This window comes from Microbacterium arborescens (genome assembly GCF_049707515.1).
GTDB lineage: Bacteria > Actinomycetota > Actinomycetes > Actinomycetales > Microbacteriaceae > Microbacterium > Microbacterium arborescens_B.
Window position 1 is genome coordinate 50850 of the sequence record NZ_JBNAFI010000005.1, and the last position, 17860, is coordinate 68709.

The window sequence follows — 17860 nt, forward strand, 5'->3', positions numbered from 1 at the left end:
CCGGGGGTGGCGTCAGCCCAGGGGCGCGGGCTCCGGGCGATGAACGCCCCGGGGACGGTATCCCAGGGCGTCCGACACCCCGAGCAGGTCGGCGAGGTACCAGACGATCGCGAGCCACATCTCGGTTCCCTGCAGCCCCGGTTCGGTCTCGGCGAGTCGGAAGCTCATGCCGGCGCCGGCCCGCCATCCCCCGAGGATGTCATCGAGCAACCGCGTCGCCAGGCTGTCGATCTCGGCGCTGCGATACCCCGACGACCGGGTGAGCCAGAGCGGATGCACGACGTCGAGGACGTTGCACGCGTCGAGGTGCGCCGGCGCGAACCAGCGCGGGTCGCGAGCGTGACGGAGCACCGTGTCGACGACCGCCTCGGGGTAGGGGATCGGGATGCCGTGCTGCGCGAAGGTGCCTCGCGACGCCCGGTAGAAGCCGTTGACGACCAGGAGCAGGCCTCGGCCGGCGGAGGGACGCCCCCACATGCCGCTGGCTGGATCCGCGTGCGTGAGGAGCCACCCCATGAGGGCCTCCGCGACACCGGGCGCGACCGTGTCGCCACGCCGGCGAGCCCACAGCAGCGCTGTTCCGAGCGCGTCGACGTGATGGCCCGCGTGCCACGGGTCGCTCTCCCAGGGCAGCGTATCGAGGCGCTCGATGATCGACGTCGGCGTCGCTTCGGTGATGAGTCCCACCGGATGTGCGAAGGAGGCGCCCAGCAGGTCGAGCGCGTAGCCGGTCGAGAGCACGTGGTACGCCGTGTCGCCGTCATCCCACGCGGGAGCGTCAGGAGCGCTCAGGGGCGGGACGGCGCCGGTCGCGGCATCCTGCCAGCCGCGCAGGCGTGCGACGAGCTCGGCGAGGTCGTGCCCCGGCGGGTGCGATCCCAGGAGGATGTCGGCGATCTCGATCGCGTCGCCTTGCGCACGCACGGTGGCCGGGGTGCCCGGCCGATCGGAGTACAGCCCCGTCTCGGTGTCGAGGGAGCGATCGAGCAGGGCCACCGCGTCGGATCGAGCGCGGTCCGCGAAGGCGGCGACCCGGGTGCGGAGGTCGCTCGGTGCCACGACGCCGTCCGTCGGCGGCACCCGCCAGCGCAGCAGGCGGGCGGGGTTGCCGCCGACGATCGCGCCGGCGGGCACGTCCTTCGTCACGACGGCGCCGGCCGCCAGCACCGCCGAGGCGCCGACCGTGACACCGTCGAGCACCACGACGTGCGATCCGATCCAGACGTCGTCGCCGATCCGGATGCCGCGGCTCGTGAGCGGCTGCCGGAAGACCGGCGTGCCGGGCTCCATGGTGTGGTTGAACCCCAGCACCGAGCTCATCGCACCCATGCGCACCCCGTCGCCCAGCACGACGTCGCCGCGCACGACCGTCGAAGGGTTGAGGGAGCAGTCCGCTCCGATGCTCAGCGACCCGGTCAGGTACGCCCCCGCTGCGATGTACGAACGGTCGCCGAGAGTCAACTCGTCGGCGTCGACGGCGGCAAGCTCCGAGACGAAGCAGGCCTCGCCGAAGGACCACGCGGGGTGATCGCGGCGGAGGCGCTCCTGCCACGCGCGCTGCGCCCGCCGGCTCTCGTCCGATGCCGTGGACCAGAAGTCCCACGGCGAGTAGTCGTGCGGATCGATCACGCGGGGTCTTCCGCGCGAGGAGCGACGGTCGACTCGCGCACCACCAGCGTGGGATTGAGCATCACGCGCCGGGTCGGTCGACCGGGATCGGCCATGCGCGAGACGAGCAGTTCGACCGCCGTCTCGCCGACGCTGACCCGCGGGGGAGCGATCGCGGTGAGGGCGGGCGTGAACAGCTCGGCCACCTCGTCGTCGTAGGCGATGATCGACAGGTCTTCGGGCACGGAGATGCCGCGGTTCAGCGCGAGGTCGACGAAGGCCATCGCCTCGGGGTCGGAGTGCACGAGCAGCGCGGTGACGCCGCTGCCCAGGGCGCGGTCGAGCGTCGTGTCGACCGCGCCCGAGAACTCCGGGCTCGCCCGGTCGGGCAGGGTCGTCTCGATGTGCTGGGCGGGAGTGAGCCCGAGCTCTTCGCAGGCCGCCTGCCACCCCGCCGCGATCTTGCGCGACGTGGGGGAGTTGCGCGAGAGCACGAGACCCACCTTGCGGTGGCCGAGCGAGGCCAGGTGCCGCGCCGCCAGCACGGCGCCCAGCGCGTGGTCGGTCGTGACGGCCTCGACGGGCACCCCGGCGGGCTGCACGACGGCGTCGCGCTCCACGAGCACGCTCGGCGTGCCGCATTCGGCGAGCCACTGGACGACATCCTGCGAGTGCGGGGTGTCGGTGTTCGGCGCGACGATGAGACCGCGGATGTCGCCGTTCGCGACGAGGCGCTCGAGCACGGGGCGCTCGTCCTGCAGCTCGTACGAGGCGCCCCGCAACTGCACCTTGAGACCGTGCCGACGCGCGGCGGCCTCCATCCCGCGCACGACGCCGGGCCAGTAGAAGTTCAACGAGGGCACGAGCACGGCGATCGAGCCGGCAGAGGTCTCGGTGCCCGCGGACCCGGCGGGTGCATGCCCGTGCTGTCCGTTCGGGGCGATGGCGCCGCCGTGCACCCGCTGCAGCAGTCCCTCCTGCTCCATCTGCGCGAGGTCACGTCGCAGGGTCACGGTCGCCGCGCCGAGCTCCTCGGTCAGCTGCGAGATGCGCACGGCGCCTTCGCGCTCCATCGCGGCCAGGATGTGCGCACGGCGCTCGGCGGCCAGCAGTGCCGGTGTGGGGTCGGTCATGATCGCTCGTCCTCGTTCCGTTCCTGTTCTACCGTGACACGCAGCTCGGCGCGATCGTCGACGCCGACGGCGAGCCGGGTCAGGTGCGTGCCCCAGACACCGGAAAGCATCGGATCGTCGAGCTCCCGCACCACGACCGTGTGCGGCGCGTCGGCCGGCCAGGTGATGCGCACCGGCCTCGCACCGTCGAGCGGCACCACGTGTGCCCAGCCGGCTCCGGTCGTCACCGTACCGGCGAGGAGCAGGCGAACCTCCGTGCCCGGTCCGGCAGCCTCCCAGCGGTCGTCGATGATGACGTCGCGTGAGCGGCGGCGCAGCGTGGCCCGACGCCGCCAGGAACCTGCGGCTCCGGGCGGGTAGGCGCCGGCGATCTCGAGATCGAGCTCAGACAGGTCATTCGTTCGGGCGACGCGGGGATCGGATGCCGCGAACGCGGCGCCCGCCGGCTGCGCCGAACCCGCGATGCGGGGAACGCTGTGCCAGTCGCTCTGCATGGTCCAGATCTCGTACCGGTCGGGTCCGAACGTCTGGGCGGTGTAGGTCGGCCGGCCTGCATCGACGATGACGGGCACGCCGTCGGAGGCGACGATGACCGAGCCGACATCGTTGTGGTTGTGGTTCTCGGCGTTGTGTCCGCCTTTGAGCACGACGGTGAGCCCGGCATCGCTGCCCGCGCGCTCACGTGCCAGCCACACCTGCGTCGACGCCAGCCACACGTCCGCCGGCAGCGGGCTGGAGCCGTGCGTCTCGGCGACCCACGCGTCATCGGTCAGGGCACGCAGCAGTCGGCCGAGTCCGGCGTCCTCGGTAGCGGGTGCCGCACCGTCGCGCCGCTGGGCGGCCGCGTGCCGGCGGGCATCGTCGTCGCCCACGGCTCGGGCGGCGCGGTGCAGAGCGTGCCAGGGCTGTTCCGCCGGGGGGCGCGCCGGCCCGTCGGCCAGGTTGACGTACCAGGGGCCGCCGAGGTGCGAGCGGTGCGGGAAGGCGACGGTCTCGCGCAGCGCGGGCACGGCGGGCACCGGATCCCAGGCTCCGTCGGTGGCGTAGGCGAGCAGGTCGAGCGCCTCGAGCGCGCGGCACGCTCCGTTCCACCAGTACGCGTACCCCTCGTCGATCGCGCCGTCGTCGGGCAGGGCGGCGACGTAGCGGTCGAGGCCCTGAGCTGCCAGCGCGACGATCCGCTCCCGCTCGGGGGTGTCGTCGCACAGGACGAGAGCGGCCACCAGGACGTTGCCGTGGATCCACGGGTTCCAGTTGTGGACGTGTCCATCGAGACCCAGCCAGTGCCAGTCCCGTCGCCGCAGGAAAGGATCGATGACGCGCAGGCGCGCCTCATGGCGGATACGCCGTCGCAGTCCCGGGTAGCGGTCGTTGAGCCGGCTGCCGAGCACGTGGTCGATCCAGGCGAGCTGCCCGACGACCTCGCCCGCACCGAGATCGAGGAACGGGTCGGTCACCGTCGCGAGAACCGATCCGTGCCGGCGGAACGTGTCGTCGTGAGCGGGCCAGCACCAGCTCGACTGCTCGCAGAGCAGCCAGACGCCGTCGGCGACCGCGTCGAGGTAGCGGGGGTCGTCGTCGGAGAGCGCGGCGACGACGGCGCGGCTCAGCCGCCACTGCCGCGCGAAGACCTCCTGCTCGTAGCCGTCCCGGTCGCCGTCTCGGTGCACCCGCGCCGCCGCGCTCGCGCGGGGCTGCGGCCAGGGTGAGCCGAGGTCGGCCCGCGCGCCGTCGATGAGCGAGCGCACGGCATCGCGGGGAACGCGGTCGGCCCACTGCTCCGCGGACGGTACGGGGAGCGCCTCTGCCGGTGGCCGCAGGCGCGCGGGGATGCCGCCGCACACCGCTGCGAGCGGACCGGCGAAGCCTTCGGTGTTCCACAGCACGGCCGCTCCTTCGAAGTGATGCCGGTCTCGCCCGGGCAGCGAGGAATCGATCAGAAACGATCATAAGGAAACGAAGAAGATCTTGCAATGATCGAAACGGGTTGCTAATCTCCGAATCGGTCGCTGTCAACGATGACGACCACGAAGCCCTTCAAAGGAGAACCGGTGACGTCCGAACGCCCGAACCCGCCGCATGGCGAGACGATCCGCGACGAGTGGATCGCGCGTGCCGATGATCTCCTGGGCGCTGCTCGTCGCCATGCGACCCCGGGCGCCGGGCGCATCCACTTCCCGGGCGCGGAGGGCGGCTACGGCAACGCCGTCGACGGGTTGGAAGGCTTCGCACGGACGTTCCTCCTCGCCGGGTTCCGCATCGCGGGCGCCCGAGGCGAGGGGGTCGACGACCTCATCGAGCACTACACCCGAGGAGTGGTCGCGGGAGTCGACCCCGACGCGACGGACCGCTGGGTGCGCATGGACGAGCACGCGCAGGCGAAGGTCGAGGCGGCTTCGATCGCTCTCGTGCTCGATCTCACCCGCCCGTGGATCTGGGACCGACTCGACGCGATCACGCAGCAGCGCGTCATCGCATACCTCGCACCGGTCGTGGGAGACGACACCTACCCGCAGACGAACTGGGTGTGGTTCCGCATCGTCGTGCAGACCTTCCTGCGCTCCGTCGGCGGACCGTGGTCGGCCGACGACATCTCCGCCGATCTCGCGCGCCACGACTCGTTCGCCCGCGAGGGGGGCTGGCTTTCCGACGGCGCGGAGCGCTCGTACGACCACTATGTCGGCTGGGCCCTGCACGTCTATCCCATCCTGTGGTCGCGCATGGCCGGTGCCGGTGAGCTGGCAGACGGCCGGACGCCCACCGATGTCGCGCGACTCGACGCCTTCCTCCACGACGCGCTCGCTCTCGTCGGCGGGGACGGCTCTCCGCTCATCCAGGGACGCAGCCTCATCTATCGTTTCGCCGCCGCCGCACCCTTCTGGGCGGGCGTCATCGCCGAGGTGCCCTCGCACGCGCCGGGGCGTCTGCGTCACGCCGCCGACCGGATCGTCGCGCACTTCGCCGACCGCGGAGCGCCCGACGCCGACGGCATCCTCACCATGGGCTGGCACGGTCCGTGGCGGAGCCTCGCCCAGTCGTACTCGGGCCCGGGTTCGCCGTACTGGGCCGTGAAGGGGTTCCTCGGTCTGCTGCTTCCGGCCGACCACCCCGTATGGACCGCCCCGGCCGAACCGCTGCCGGTCGAAGAGGGCGACGTCCTCCGCGCCATCGCCTCGCCGGGCTGGATCGTGTCGGGAACAGCCGCCGACGGCGTCGTCCGCGTCGTCAACCACGGCACCGACCACGCCTTCCCCGATGCGCGGACCGCCGACTCGCCGCTCTACGCGCGCCTGGGCTACTCGACGGCCACTTCGCCGATCCTCGACGAGCGCGGCTGGCTCGAGCCCCTCGAGCAGTCCGTCGCCCTCGTCGACGCCGACGGGCGCGCCACCCACCGCACGGCGATGACACTGCTGAGCGTGCGCGTGCAGGACGACGAGGACGGACGCGTCGGCATCGCGGCATCCACCTGGGATGCGCATTTCGTCACCCCGGCTCCCACGACGCATCGTCACGGATCGGGGCTGGCCGGAGAGGTCGCGTCCGTCGGGACCATCACCACCACCTCGATCGTCCGCGGGTCATCGGAAGTGCGCATCGTCATCACCCGGGAGCTCGCGTCCCCTCGGGATGCTGCGTCGCTGCGCCTCCGCCTCGGCGGTTGGCCGCTGTCGGGCGACGAAGTCGTCGGCGGCAGCGACGACACCGGATCGTGGGTGTCGTCGCGGGGTCGCAGCAGCGGCATCCGCTGCCTCACTCCGCACGGGGTCGCCGGGCTCGTGTCGCGGGCGGATGCCGACCCGTTGGGTGTCCGCACGCTCGTGCCGACCCTCGAGCACCCTGTGCGTCCGGGCGAGCCGGTCATCGCCCTGCTCGATCTCGCCGGCGGCGAGCACAGCGCGCCGCTCGCAGCCGTCGACATCGACGGCGCCACGGTCACGGTCACCTGGCCCGACGGGGCCCGCACTGTGAGCCGTCTCACCGACTCCGAATCGCCCGCCCTGGCGCTTCGGCACCACGAGGTCCGACGTGGGACCTCGCACGCAATCGCAAAGGAGCAGCACGCATGAAGCGCAAGTTCACAGCCGCGGCGGGCATGGCGGTCGTCGCCACCCTGTCGCTCGCCGCCTGCGGCGGGGGATCCGAGCCCGCCGAGACCGCAGACGGCCCCGTCACCCTGACCCTTTCGGGATGGAGCCTCGACACCACCCCCGAGTTCCAGGTGCTGGCCGACGCCTTCCACGAGAAGAACCCCGATGTCACCGTGGAGCTCAAGCAGTACGACGCCGCCGAGTACAACACGCTGGTCACCGCCGACCTCGCGGCCGGAGTCGGACCGGACATCATCACCCAGAAAGAGGTGAAGTTCGTCACGACCTTCCAGGAGGGAGGTCAGCTTCTGGACGTCTCCGACGTCGAGCTGCCCGACGGGGTCGGCGGCGCTTCGTCGTACGAGATCGACGGCACCGCCTACGGCGTTCCCTACCGCCAGGACCGCTGGGTGCTGTTCTACAACAAGGCCCTCTTCGATGCCGCGGGGCAGGAGTACCCGGACGGCTCGTGGACGTGGGAGGACTACGACGCCGCGGCCGAGGCCATCAACACGTCCGGCGTCGCCAAGGGCACCTACCAGCACCGCTGGCAGTCGACCGTGCAGGGCTTCGCCTCGGCGCAGGAGGACACCGACGTGCTCTCGGGCGACTACGGCTACTTCGCCGACTACTACGACCGCGTCCTGAACCTCCAGAACGCCGGCGCCCAGGTCGACTTCAACACCTCGACGGCCAACCAGCTCACCTATCAGGGCGAGTTCGGCACCCAGAAGGCGGCCATGCTGCCGATGGGCACCTGGTACGTCGCGACCCTCATCTCGCAGCAGGCCTCGGGCGAGGCCAACGACTTCGAGTGGGGCATCGCACCCATCCCGCAGCTCGACGAATCGACCGCCGGCACCGACAACACCCCGGTGACGTTCGGCGACCCGACCGGCTTCTCGATCAACGCCAACATCGACGGCGCGAAGACGCAGGCCGCGAAGGACTTCCTCGCCTACGCCGCGAGCCTCGAGGCGGCGGAGGAGCTCGCCAAGATCGGCATCACCCCTGCCGCGTCGAACGACGCCGTCACCGAAGCGTACTTCGCCGTCGAGGGCGCGCCCACCGACGACCTGTCGAAGTTCGCCTGGTCGACGGGCGAGGTGGCACCGGAGAACCCGACGTCGAACAAGACCGCGGCGATCCAGAACATCCTCAACGACATGCACAGCGCGATCCTGTCGGGCTCGACTCCGGTCGAGCGGGCCATCACCGAGGCCGAGGACCGCGTCGCCAACGAGGTCGGACTCGACTGAGCCCACCCGTCGTCGCCACCCGCGACGGCACCCGCGGCCGGCGCGGCGCGCCCGCGCCGGCCGCATCCCCCTCCGCCCTCCCCAGGAGAACCCATGACCACCACAGCCGCCGCCCCGAAGGTCGGCCGCCCCGAGCCGACGCAGCGCCGCCGGCGCTCGAAGCTGACCCTGCGCAACACGCTGCTCGGCTGGAGCTTCATCCTGCCGAACTTCGTCGGCTTCGCCCTGCTGACCCTCGTGCCGGTCATCACGCTCTTCTACATGTCGTTGACGAACTGGAACATCTTCGGCACGGCCAACTGGGTCGGGCTGGCGAACTTCGAGCGGCTGCTCGGCGACGGCAGCTTCCGCATCTCGTTCGTCAACACGCTCTACTACGCGGCTCTGCACATCCCGTTGACGATCATCGCGTCACTCGGGCTCGCGCTGCTGCTGAACAACAAGCTGCGCGGGGTCGCCTTCTTCCGGACGGCGGCCTTCTTCCCCTACATCACCTCGATCGTCGCGATCGCCGTGGTGTGGAACCTGCTCTTCAGCCCCGAGTACGGCCCCATCAACGAGATCCTCCGCGCCGTCGGCATCGCGAACCCTCCGGGCTGGCTCACCTCTTCGGAGTGGGCGATGCCGGCCGTGGTCATCGTGAGCACCTGGCGCGACATGGGGTACTACATGATCCTGTTCCTCGCCGGCCTGCAGACGGTGCCGCGCGAGCTCTACGAGGCCGCACGCATGGACGGCGCGAACGCGTGGGAGCGCTTCGTGAACGTGACCATCCCGTGCCTGCGTCCGACGATGTTCTTCGTCACCGTGATGCTCACGATCAACTCGTTCAAGATCTTCGACCTGATCCTCGTGATGACCGAGGGCGGGCCGGGACAGTCGACGCTCGTGATCTCGCAGTTCATCTACCGCAAGGGATTCGAAGAGAACCAGTTCGGCTACGCCTCCGCGGCGGCCGTGGCGCTCTTCTTCCTCTGCATCCTCGTGACCATCCTCCAGTTCATCTGGAACAAGCGGAGGAACGTCTGATGACGAATCTTCTCGTACCCCAGGACGACCGTCGCGCACTGCGCAAGATCGCCGCCGACGGCCTTCCCGAGGGCCACCGCCCCGACACCGTGTCGCCGCTGCGCCGCGTCGGCCGTATCGCCGGCTACGCCGCGCTCATCCTCGCGGCCGCCGCGCTGCTGCTGCCGTTCTTCTGGATGATCATGAGCTCGCTGAAGACCGCGAACGAAGTCTTCAGCGTGCCGATCCAGTGGATCCCCGAGGTGTTCGTCTGGCAGAACTACGTCGACATCTGGAACCAGTCGGGGATGCTGACGTGGATCCGCAACACCCTCGTGCTGGCCGTCGTCGTGACCTTCCTGCAGGTGCTGACAGGGTCGTTCGCCGCCTACGGCTTCGCCCGCATCCGCTTCCCCGGACGTGACGTGCTCTTCCTCGCCTACATCGGCACGATCGCCGTGCCGTGGCAGTCGTACATGATCCCGCAGTTCATCCTGCTCTCGAACGTCAAGGTCTCGAACACGCTGTGGGCGATCATCCTCATCCAGGCGTTCGGCGCGTTCGGGGTGTTCCTCATGAAGCAGTTCTACGAGACCATCCCCGAGGAGCTGTCCGAGGCCGCACGTCTGGACGGACTCAGCGAGTACGGCATCTGGCGACGGATCATGCTGCCTCTGTCGGTGCCGGCGCTCGCGAGCCTGACGCTGCTGACCTTCGTCAACACCTGGAACGACTACCTCGGGCCGCTCATCTACCTGCGCAACCCCGACCTGTGGACGATCCAGCTCGGTCTCAAGAGTTTCGTGAGCAACCTGTACGACACCAACTACGCCCTCCTGTTCGCCGGCCTCGTCATCTCGGTGGTGCCCATCGCGCTCATCTTCCTGCTCGGGCAGAAGTACTTCGTCGAGGGCATCGCCACGAGCGGCATGAAGGGCTGAGGCCGTGAAGCGCATCTCTCACAACACCTACGCCACCGTGTTCGGCGTCGTCTACCTCGGGCTCATGACGAACCTGCTGCTGTTGGCGTCGTGCCTGCCGCTGGTTGTGCTTCTGGTGATCACCGACCCGGCCCTGTCGTGGCCGATGCTCGCCGTCGTCGCCCCGCTGTGCGCTCCCGGCATCACGGCGGCCTTCGCGACCTTCCGCGCTCACGGCGACGGTGAGAACCAGGTGGCGCGCACCTTCGTCCGAAGCTGGAAGCGCTCGTGGCGCAAGGCCATGCTTCTCGGCGCGGTCGTCGTGGCCGCCCTGGTCGTCGTGCTCGTCGACGTCCGGTTCTTCGCGCCGCTTCAGGCGGGCGTCGCCGTCGTGCCCGTGCTGGCCGTGCTCACGGTCCTGGTCCTGGCGGCCGGACTCGTCTCGTTCGCGGCGCTCGCCGAGGAGCCGGATACCGCGCTCCGCTCGATCGCCCGCGCCGCGATCTTCCTGAGTGTGCGCCGCTGGTGGCTGAGCCTCGTGTCGCTCGCGGTCATCGCCCTGCAGGCGGGGCTGTTCGTCTCGATGCCGGCCATCGCGATCGGCCTCACCTCGGCGCCGGCCCTGTACCTCGCGTGGGCCAACGCCCGCTACATCCTCCGCCCGGTGCTCGGCGAGCCCGCGCCCCAGCCAGTCTGACCCCGAAGGAATCCTCGTGATGACATCCCTCCCCGGCACCGGCCTCGACGCGCCCGCGGGCGTGGCACCCGCCGACTCCGCCGCGATCGAGGCAGCGATCACCGCCGCCCTGACGACCCTGCGCCGCAACATCGAGACCTTCGGCCTGCGCTACCCGGACGACACCACGGACGGCGATCGTTACCCGATCCGCCCCGCCGGCAACGGGTTCCCCGCGGGGGCGAACCGGGGGTGGACGACGAGCTTCTGGCCGGGGATGATGTGGATCGCGTGGGAGGTCACCGGCGACGCGTTCTTCCGCGACGCCGGGCTCGCCCACGCCGCGGACTTCGCTCGGCGCATCCGCGACGAGGACGACCTCGACACCCACGACCTGGGGTTCCTGTACACCCTCGCGTCGGTCGCGCCGTATCGCCTCCTCGGCGACGAAGATGCTCGTGCGACGGCGCTCGCGGCGGCCGACCACCTGATGCGCCGCTTCCTCGAGCCGGCCGGGATCATCCAGGCCTGGGGCGACCTGTCCGACCCCGCGCAGCGCGGTCGTACGATCGTCGACAGCCTGATGAACATGCCGCTGCTCACCTGGGCGGGCGAGCAGACCGGGCAGGAGCGCTTCGCCGACGCGGTGCGGCGTCACACGACGCAGCTGCGCACCCACATCCTCCGCGACGACGACACCACCTTCCACACGTTCTATTGGGACCCCGAGACCGGCGAGCCCTTGCGAGGTGCGACCGAGCAGGGCGCCTTCGACGACTCGTGCTGGGCTCGCGGGCAGGCCTGGGGGATCTACGGGTTCGCCATGAACCATCGGGCCACCGGCGACCCCGCCCTGCTCGACGCCTCGCGCCGCTGCGCCGAGCGCTTCCTCTCGCACCTCCCGAGCGACAAGGTGCCGTTCTGGGACATGGTCTACACCGACGGGGCCGACGCTCCGCGCGACAGCTCGTCGGCGGCGATCGCCGTCTCGGGTCTGTTCGAGCTGGCGGGAGTGCTCGACGGCGGGCCGGACGGTGCCCCGCAGGAGGCCGCTCGATACCGCGCCCGCGCGCACGAGATCCTCGCCTCGCTCATCGAGAACTACACGCCCGAGACCCCCGAGGACTCCGACGCGGTGATCCTCCACAGCGTGTACGACCTGCCGAAGTCCGTCGGGGTAGACGAAGGCACCCTGTGGGGCGACTACTTCTACCTCGAAGCGCTCGTGCGCGCCGCGCGCCCCGACTGGAAGCCGTACTGGTGAGGCTCGTCCGGTACCGCGCCGCCGACAGCGGCATCCGCTCGGGCGTCGTCGTGGCGGTGGACGGCGTCGACCGCGTCGTCGACCTCGGCGCGGCCGATCTTCCCTCCCTGCTCGCAACCGGGCGGGATGTCCTCGACACCGCGGCGGCCCGAGCCGGGGCGAGTGATCCCGAGTTGTCGGACGTGCGACTGGAGGCGCCGGTGCGCCCGGGCAAGATCCTCTGCCTCGGCTACAACTACCGCGGCCACGTGCCCGACGGCGTCGACCCGACGGCCGACGACCCCGCCTTCCCCGACGTCTTCGTCAAGACGCCGAACACTCTGGGCGGCCCGGCCGATCCCATCGTCGTGCCCGAGGTGGCCGACGACGTGGACTACGAGGGCGAGATCGCCGTGGTCATCGGACGCCGTACCAGAGATGTCGGCATCGACGACGCGCTGCACCACGTCGCCGGTTACACGATCCTCAACGACGTCTCCGACCGCTCGTGGCAGCGCCGGCAGAGCCAGTGGGCACTGGGCAAGTGCTTCGACGGCTTCGCGCCCCTCGGGCCCTGGCTCGTGACCCCGGACGAGGCCGGCGACCCGCAGGACATGCTCGTCGAGGTCGTCCGAGACGGTGTCGTCACCGTCTCGCAGTCCACCGCGACGACGATCTTCTCGGTGGCCTACGTCGTGTCCTACCTCAGCAGCGTCATGACCCTCGAACCCGGTGACGTCGTCTCGACCGGCACGCCGCAGAAACTACCCGACGCCCAGCAGGCGCACCGGCCGCTGCGGGCGGGCGACGCGGTGACCGTCCGCATCGAACGTCTCGGCGAACTGACCACCACCTTCATCGGAGGCCCCGCATGATCCTCGACTCCTTCCGCCTCGACGGCCGGGTCGCCCTCGTGACCGGCTCGACCCGCGGCCTCGGCCAGGGCGCCGCGCTCGCGCTCGCCGAGGCGGGCGCCGACGTCGCCTTGCTCGACCGCGGCGATGCGACGGAGACGGCGGAGGCCGTTACGGCCCTCGGGCGCCGGGCGCGCCGCATCCGCCTGGACTTCGGCACGGCGACGCCTGAGCAGCTCTCCGAAGCGGTCGCCGAGACGGTCGCCGAGCTCGGCGGCATCGACATCCTCGTCAACAATGCCGGCACCATCCGCCGCGCCCCCGCTGCCGAGCATCCCGCCGCGGACTGGGACGAGGTGCTCGCCGTCAACCTCGATGCGGTGTTCCACCTGTCGCAGGCCGCGGGTCGACGAATGATCGCCCAGGGCTCGGGCCGCATCGTCAACGTCGCCTCGATGCTGTCGTTCCAGGGCGGCGTCTTCGTGCCCGGATATGCCGCCTCCAAGCACGCGGTCGCAGGGCTGACCAAGGCGCTCGCGAACGAGTGGGCGGCGTCGGGAGTGACGGTCAACGCGATCGCGCCGGGCTACATGGCCACCGACAACACCGCGCCGATCCGCGCCGACGCCGACCGCGAGGCCTCCATCCTGGCCCGCATCCCGGCCGGCCGGTGGGGCACCCCCGGCGATCTGCAGGGCGCCTTCGTCTTCCTCGCCTCGGATGCCGCCGCCTACGTCACCGGTGCCATCGTGCCGGTCGACGGCGGCTGGCTCGTCCGCTGACCCGAACCCATCCCGTCCCCGGCTCCCGCCGAACCGCCCCAGAAGGGAACCCCATGCAGCAGCGTTACGCCACCAACCCCGCACAGATCCCCGGCATGACCACCGCCGACCTGCGCGAGCAGTACCTCGTGCCCGAGGTCTTCGTGCCGGGAGAGGTCACGGTCGTCTACACCCACCACGACCGCATCGTCCTGGGCGGCGCAGTCCCCGCGGGGCGCGACCTCGTGCTGCCCGGCTACCCGGAGATCCGCAGCGACTACTTCCTCGAGCACCGCGAGGTCGGCATCATCAATGTCGGCGGCACCGGCACGGTCACAGCCGACGGAGAGGTCTACACGCTCGTGAAGGGCGCCTGCCTGTACCTCGGCCGCGGCATCCGCGACGTCGTCTTCGCCGACGCCGGAGACGACTCCGAGGGCGGCGCGCAGTTCTACCTGTTCTCGGCGCCAGCTCACACCGCCTATCCCGCAGCGCTCGTCTCGCCCGGTGAGGGGACGATCCGCGAACTCGGCGACCAGGCCACGAGCAACCGTCGCACGCTCAACCAGTACATCCACGAGAACGGCGTGAAGAGCTGCCAGATCGTCATGGGCGTCACGACGCTGCACGAGGGCTCGATGTGGAACACCATGCCCGCTCACACCCACGACCGCCGCACCGAGTGCTACCTGTACTTCGACGTCCCCGAAGACGCCCGCGTCATCCACCTGCTCGGTGAGCGCGAGGAGACCCGCCACCTCGTCGTCGCCGACCGCCAGGCGATCATCTCGCCGAGCTGGTCGCTCCATTCAGGCGTCGGCACCGCCGCCTACTCGTTCATCTGGGCGATGGCCGGCGAGAACCAGGCGTTCGACGACATGGATGCCGCGCCGGTCACGACCCTGAAGTGACCGGATCGGTGAAGCGGATGCTGCTGGCGATCGGCGAGACCATGGCGATGGTCGCTCCGATCGCGGCGGAACCCGTCGAGCAGGCCGAGCTCTTCCGCGTCGACGCCGGGGGAGCGGAGTCCAACGTCGCGGCCCACGTCGCCGCCCTGGGGCTCCCCGCCGCGTGGTTCTCGCGCGTCGGCGACGATGCCCTCGGGCGGCGCGTCCTCGGCCGCGTCCGCGCCCGCGGCGTCGACGTCTCGCGCGTCATCGTCGATGCCGCCCACCCGACCGGCTTGTACGTGAAGGACCCCGGCAACGGGGTCACGTACTACCGGGCCGGATCCGCCGCGTCGCACCTGGCGGTCACCGACGCCGACGAGCTGGCATGGGATGCGGTCGCGGTGCTGCACGTCTCGGGCATCACCGCGGCGCTGGGCGGGACCGCCCCGGCGTTCCTCGACCGCGTCGTGGACCGGGCGCGGGCGGCCGGCGCGCTCGTGAGCGTCGACGTGAACCACCGCGCGCCGCTGTGGCCTGTCGCCGCGGCGGCCGAGCCCCTCCTCGCGCTCGCATGCCGGGCCGACATCGTCTTCGTCGGCCGTGACGAGGCCGAGGCCCTCTGGGGTGCCGCGACGGCCGATGACGCGCGAGCGCTGCTCGCGGCGGTGCCGCAGCTGGTGGTCAAGGACGGCGCGGTGGGCGCGACGCTCTTCGCCGGCGACGAGCGGGTGTTCGAGCCCGCCCTCGTCGTCGACGTCGTCGAGCCGGTCGGCGCGGGCGACGCCTTCGCCGGCGGCTACCTGGCGGCCCTTCTCGCCGGCGCGCCGGCATCCGAGCGACTGCGTTCGGGCCACTCCCGCGCCGCGCTGACGATGGCGACGACCGGCGACTTCCCCGACGGCGCCGCCGCCACCCCTGCCTCGTTCTCCGAAAGGAACCCGTCATGACCATCGCCCCCACCGACCCGACCGCCGCGCTCGACGAGATCTTCGCGGGTGCTCCGCTCATGGCGATCCTGCGGGGGATGGGGCTCGAGCGCTCGGTCCTGCTCGCGACAGCCGCGTGGGACCTCGGCATCGACTCCGTGGAGGTGCCGCTGCAGACCGCGGAGGACGAACGCGCGCTGCGCGAGGTGGTGCGCCTCGGCGCCGAGCGCGGAAAGGCCGTCGGGGCCGGCACGATCCTCACGGTCGCCCAGGTCGATCAGGCCGTGGCGGCCGGAGCCGCCTATCTGGTCGCCCCGGGTCTCGACGCCGACGTGGTGCGCGCGGCCCGGGAGCGCGGCATCCCGATCCTGCCCGGCGTCGCGACGCCGAGCGAGGTGCAGCAGGCGCTCGCCCTCGGGCTGACGTGGCTGAAGGCGTTCCCCGCCCAGTGGCTCGGCGCGGACTGGTTCAAGCACATCCGCGGTCCGTTCCCGGGCGTGCGGTTCGTGGCCACCGGGGGCATGGACGCCACGAACGCCGGGGCCTTCCTCGACGCCGGCGTGCGCGTGGTGGCCGTCGGCTCGGCCCTCGAGGACGAGTCGCAGCTGCCCCGCCTCGCAGCCCTCCTCGCGCGGTGACTCGCACGAGCGGACGGCTTCGCTGCGAGCGCACGGCCTGCTCGCGCTCGGAGGTCGTGCGCTCGGTGCTCAGCCGTGCATTGGGCGTGCGATGCGAGGGCTGAGCGTGGTCAGGCGCCGAGGGCGGCGCTGACCACGGCGCGGGCCTCGGCCTGCACCTCGGCGAGGTGCTCGGGGCCGCGCAGGCTCTCGGCGTAGAGCTTGTAGACGTCCTCGGTGCCCGAGGGGCGCGCGGCGAACCAGGCATGCTCGGTCTGCACCTTCAGGCCGCCGATCGCCGCGCCGTTGCCGGGCGCATGCGAGAGCTTGGCCGTGATGGGCTCGCCGGCGAGCTCGGTCGCCGACACCGCGTCTCCCGACAGCTTGCCCAGGGCGGCCTTCTGCTCGGGCGTGGCCGCGGCGTCGACGCGCTGGTAGGCAGACGATCCGAACTGGGCCTCGAGCTCGGCGTAGCGCTGCGACGGGGTCTTGCCGGTGACGGCGAGGATCTCCGCGGCGAGCAGGCACAGCAGGATGCCGTCCTTATCGGTCGTCCACACGCTGCCGTCCTTGCGGAGGAACGAGGCTCCCGCCGACTCCTCGCCGCCGAAGGCGACCGACCCGTCGAGCAGGCCCGGCACGAACCACTTGAAACCGACCGGAACCTCGAGCAGGGGCTTGCCGAGAGCGGATGCCACGCGGTCGATGATCATCGACGACACGAGCGTCTTGCCGACCGCGGCATCCGCCGGCCAGCCGGGCCGGTTCGCGAACAGGTAGTCGATCGCAACGGCGAGGTAGTGGTTCGGGTTCATGAGACCCGCGTCGGGCGTGACGATGCCGTGGCGGTCGGCGTCGGCGTCGTTGCCGGTGAGGATGTCGTACTCCGAGCGCCGGGCCACGAGCGCGGCCATCGCCGAGGGAGAGGACGGATCCATCCGGATCTTCTCGTCCCAGTCGAGCGTCATGAACTTCCAGGTCGGATCGACCTCGGGGTTCACAACGGTCAGGTCGAGGCCGTAGACCTCGGCGATGAGAGCCCAGTACTCCACCGACGCGCCACCGAGCGGGTCGGCTCCGATGCGGACGCCGGATGCCTTGATGGCGTCGATGTCGATGATCGTGGCGAGGTCGCGCACATACGCGTCGCGGAAGTCGTACTGGCCGAGCGAGTCGAGGTCGATGTCGGCGTGGCGCGTGCGCAGCACTCCGTCGAGCCCCGCGGCGATCAGCTGGTTGGCGCGGTCGGCGATCCACGAGGTGGCGTCGGTGTCGGCGGGCCCGCCGTGCGGGGGGTTGTACTTGAAGCCGCCGTCGCGCGGCGGGTTGTGCGACGGCGTGACGACGATGCCGTCGGCGCGGCCCGCGTCGCCCTGCGAACGGCCGCGGTTGTAGGTGAGGATCGCGTGGCTGAGCGCCGGCGTCGGAACCCACGAATCACGCGAGTCCACGCGCACGTCGACGCCGTTGGCGACGAGCACCTCGATGGCGCTGCGCTCGGCGGGAAGGGAGAGCCCGTGCGTGTCGCGGCCGAGGAACAGCGGCCCCTCGATGCCCTGCGCCCGCCGGTAGTCGACGATCGCCTGCGTGGTGGCGAGGATGTGGTCCTCGTTGAAGCTCGTCGACAGCGACGAGCCGCGGTGACCACTCGTTCCGAAGGCGACGCGCTGCGCGGGCACGGATGCGTCGGGCTTGCGGTCGTAGTAGGCGGCGATCAGCTCATCGATGTCGATGAGGTCGGATGCTTCGGCGGGCTGTCCTGCGCGGCTCATGATTCTTAGTCTGCCCCCTAAACGCCGAATGCGCTGGTGGCTCGCGCCGGGTTCGCACCGACCTCCCGGCCGTGATATCGCTCGGGGGTGCTGACACCG

The 17860-nt window shown here is 71.0% G+C and carries 15 protein-coding genes; 11 read left to right on the forward strand and 4 right to left on the reverse strand.

What is annotated here, in order from left to right:
* Positions 1–12 precede the first annotated feature (12 nt).
* Genes ACPYN5_RS10895 through ACPYN5_RS10905 form a run of 3 tightly spaced genes read right to left on the reverse strand, consistent with a single transcriptional unit; the run spans position 13 to position 4627 of the window.
* Complete coding sequence (locus tag ACPYN5_RS10895) at positions 13–1629, reverse strand: acyltransferase (protein WP_424449009.1); 1617 nt, start codon at positions 1627–1629, stop codon at positions 13–15.
* Positions 1626–2741, reverse strand: coding sequence for a LacI family DNA-binding transcriptional regulator (locus ACPYN5_RS10900; RefSeq protein WP_424449010.1), 1116 nt, complete (start codon positions 2739–2741; stop codon positions 1626–1628). The genes ACPYN5_RS10895 and ACPYN5_RS10900 overlap by 4 nt, the downstream gene beginning before the upstream one ends.
* The gene (locus ACPYN5_RS10905; protein WP_424449011.1) at positions 2738–4627 is read right to left on the reverse strand and encodes a heparinase II/III domain-containing protein; all 1890 of its coding nucleotides are present in this window, start codon (positions 4625–4627) and stop codon (positions 2738–2740) included. Before ACPYN5_RS10905 ends, ACPYN5_RS10900 begins: the two co-directional genes overlap by 4 nt.
* 165 nt (positions 4628–4792) lie before the next feature.
* Here ACPYN5_RS10905 and ACPYN5_RS10910 point away from each other — a divergent pair, with 165 nt between their 5' ends.
* The 11 genes from ACPYN5_RS10910 to ACPYN5_RS10960 all read left to right on the forward strand — a co-directional run bounded on the left by ACPYN5_RS10910 (position 4793) and on the right by ACPYN5_RS10960 (position 16010).
* Positions 4793–6811, forward strand: coding sequence for a DUF2264 domain-containing protein (locus ACPYN5_RS10910; protein WP_424449012.1), 2019 nt, complete (start codon positions 4793–4795; stop codon positions 6809–6811).
* Positions 6808–8091 carry an ABC transporter substrate-binding protein gene (locus ACPYN5_RS10915; RefSeq protein ID WP_424449013.1) on the forward strand — a complete coding sequence of 428 codons (1284 nt, stop codon included), beginning with the start codon at positions 6808–6810 and terminating at the stop codon, positions 8089–8091. Before ACPYN5_RS10910 ends, ACPYN5_RS10915 begins: the two co-directional genes overlap by 4 nt.
* Before the next feature lie 93 nt (positions 8092–8184).
* Positions 8185–9120, forward strand: a complete 936-nt coding sequence (locus ACPYN5_RS10920; protein WP_424449014.1) for a carbohydrate ABC transporter permease — start codon at positions 8185–8187, stop codon at positions 9118–9120.
* On the forward strand, positions 9120–10040 hold the full coding sequence (locus ACPYN5_RS10925; RefSeq protein ID WP_424449015.1) for a carbohydrate ABC transporter permease: 921 nt from the start codon (positions 9120–9122) through the stop codon (positions 10038–10040). The genes ACPYN5_RS10920 and ACPYN5_RS10925 overlap by 1 nt, the downstream gene beginning before the upstream one ends.
* Positions 10041–10044: 4 nt before the next feature.
* Positions 10045–10716, forward strand: coding sequence for a DUF624 domain-containing protein (locus ACPYN5_RS10930; RefSeq protein WP_424449016.1), 672 nt, complete (start codon positions 10045–10047; stop codon positions 10714–10716).
* 19 nt (positions 10717–10735) lie between these two features.
* Positions 10736–11959, forward strand: a complete 1224-nt coding sequence (locus tag ACPYN5_RS10935) for a glycoside hydrolase family 88 protein (RefSeq protein ID WP_424449017.1) — start codon at positions 10736–10738, stop codon at positions 11957–11959.
* A complete protein-coding gene (locus ACPYN5_RS10940; RefSeq protein ID WP_424449018.1) occupies positions 11956–12813 on the forward strand; it encodes a fumarylacetoacetate hydrolase family protein in 858 nt (285 codons plus the stop codon). Before ACPYN5_RS10935 ends, ACPYN5_RS10940 begins: the two co-directional genes overlap by 4 nt.
* Positions 12810–13574: a 2-dehydro-3-deoxy-D-gluconate 5-dehydrogenase KduD gene (gene kduD / locus ACPYN5_RS10945; RefSeq protein WP_424449019.1), complete on the forward strand. Its 765-nt coding sequence runs from the start codon at positions 12810–12812 to the stop codon at positions 13572–13574. The genes ACPYN5_RS10940 and kduD overlap by 4 nt, the downstream gene beginning before the upstream one ends.
* 53 nt (positions 13575–13627) lie before the next feature.
* Entirely contained in the window at positions 13628–14464 is an 837-nt protein-coding gene (gene kduI, locus ACPYN5_RS10950) for a 5-dehydro-4-deoxy-D-glucuronate isomerase (protein WP_424449020.1), read from the forward strand.
* On the forward strand, positions 14461–15393 hold the full coding sequence (locus ACPYN5_RS10955; protein ID WP_424449021.1) for a sugar kinase: 933 nt from the start codon (positions 14461–14463) through the stop codon (positions 15391–15393). Before kduI ends, ACPYN5_RS10955 begins: the two co-directional genes overlap by 4 nt.
* The gene (locus ACPYN5_RS10960) at positions 15390–16010 is read left to right on the forward strand and encodes a bifunctional 4-hydroxy-2-oxoglutarate aldolase/2-dehydro-3-deoxy-phosphogluconate aldolase (RefSeq protein ID WP_424449022.1); all 621 of its coding nucleotides are present in this window, start codon (positions 15390–15392) and stop codon (positions 16008–16010) included. Before ACPYN5_RS10955 ends, ACPYN5_RS10960 begins: the two co-directional genes overlap by 4 nt.
* 110 nt (positions 16011–16120) lie before the next feature.
* On the opposite strand, the gene pgm is transcribed toward ACPYN5_RS10960, so the two are convergent.
* A complete protein-coding gene (pgm, locus tag ACPYN5_RS10965; protein WP_424449023.1) occupies positions 16121–17761 on the reverse strand; it encodes a phosphoglucomutase (alpha-D-glucose-1,6-bisphosphate-dependent) in 1641 nt (546 codons plus the stop codon).
* Positions 17762–17860 lie beyond the last annotated feature (99 nt).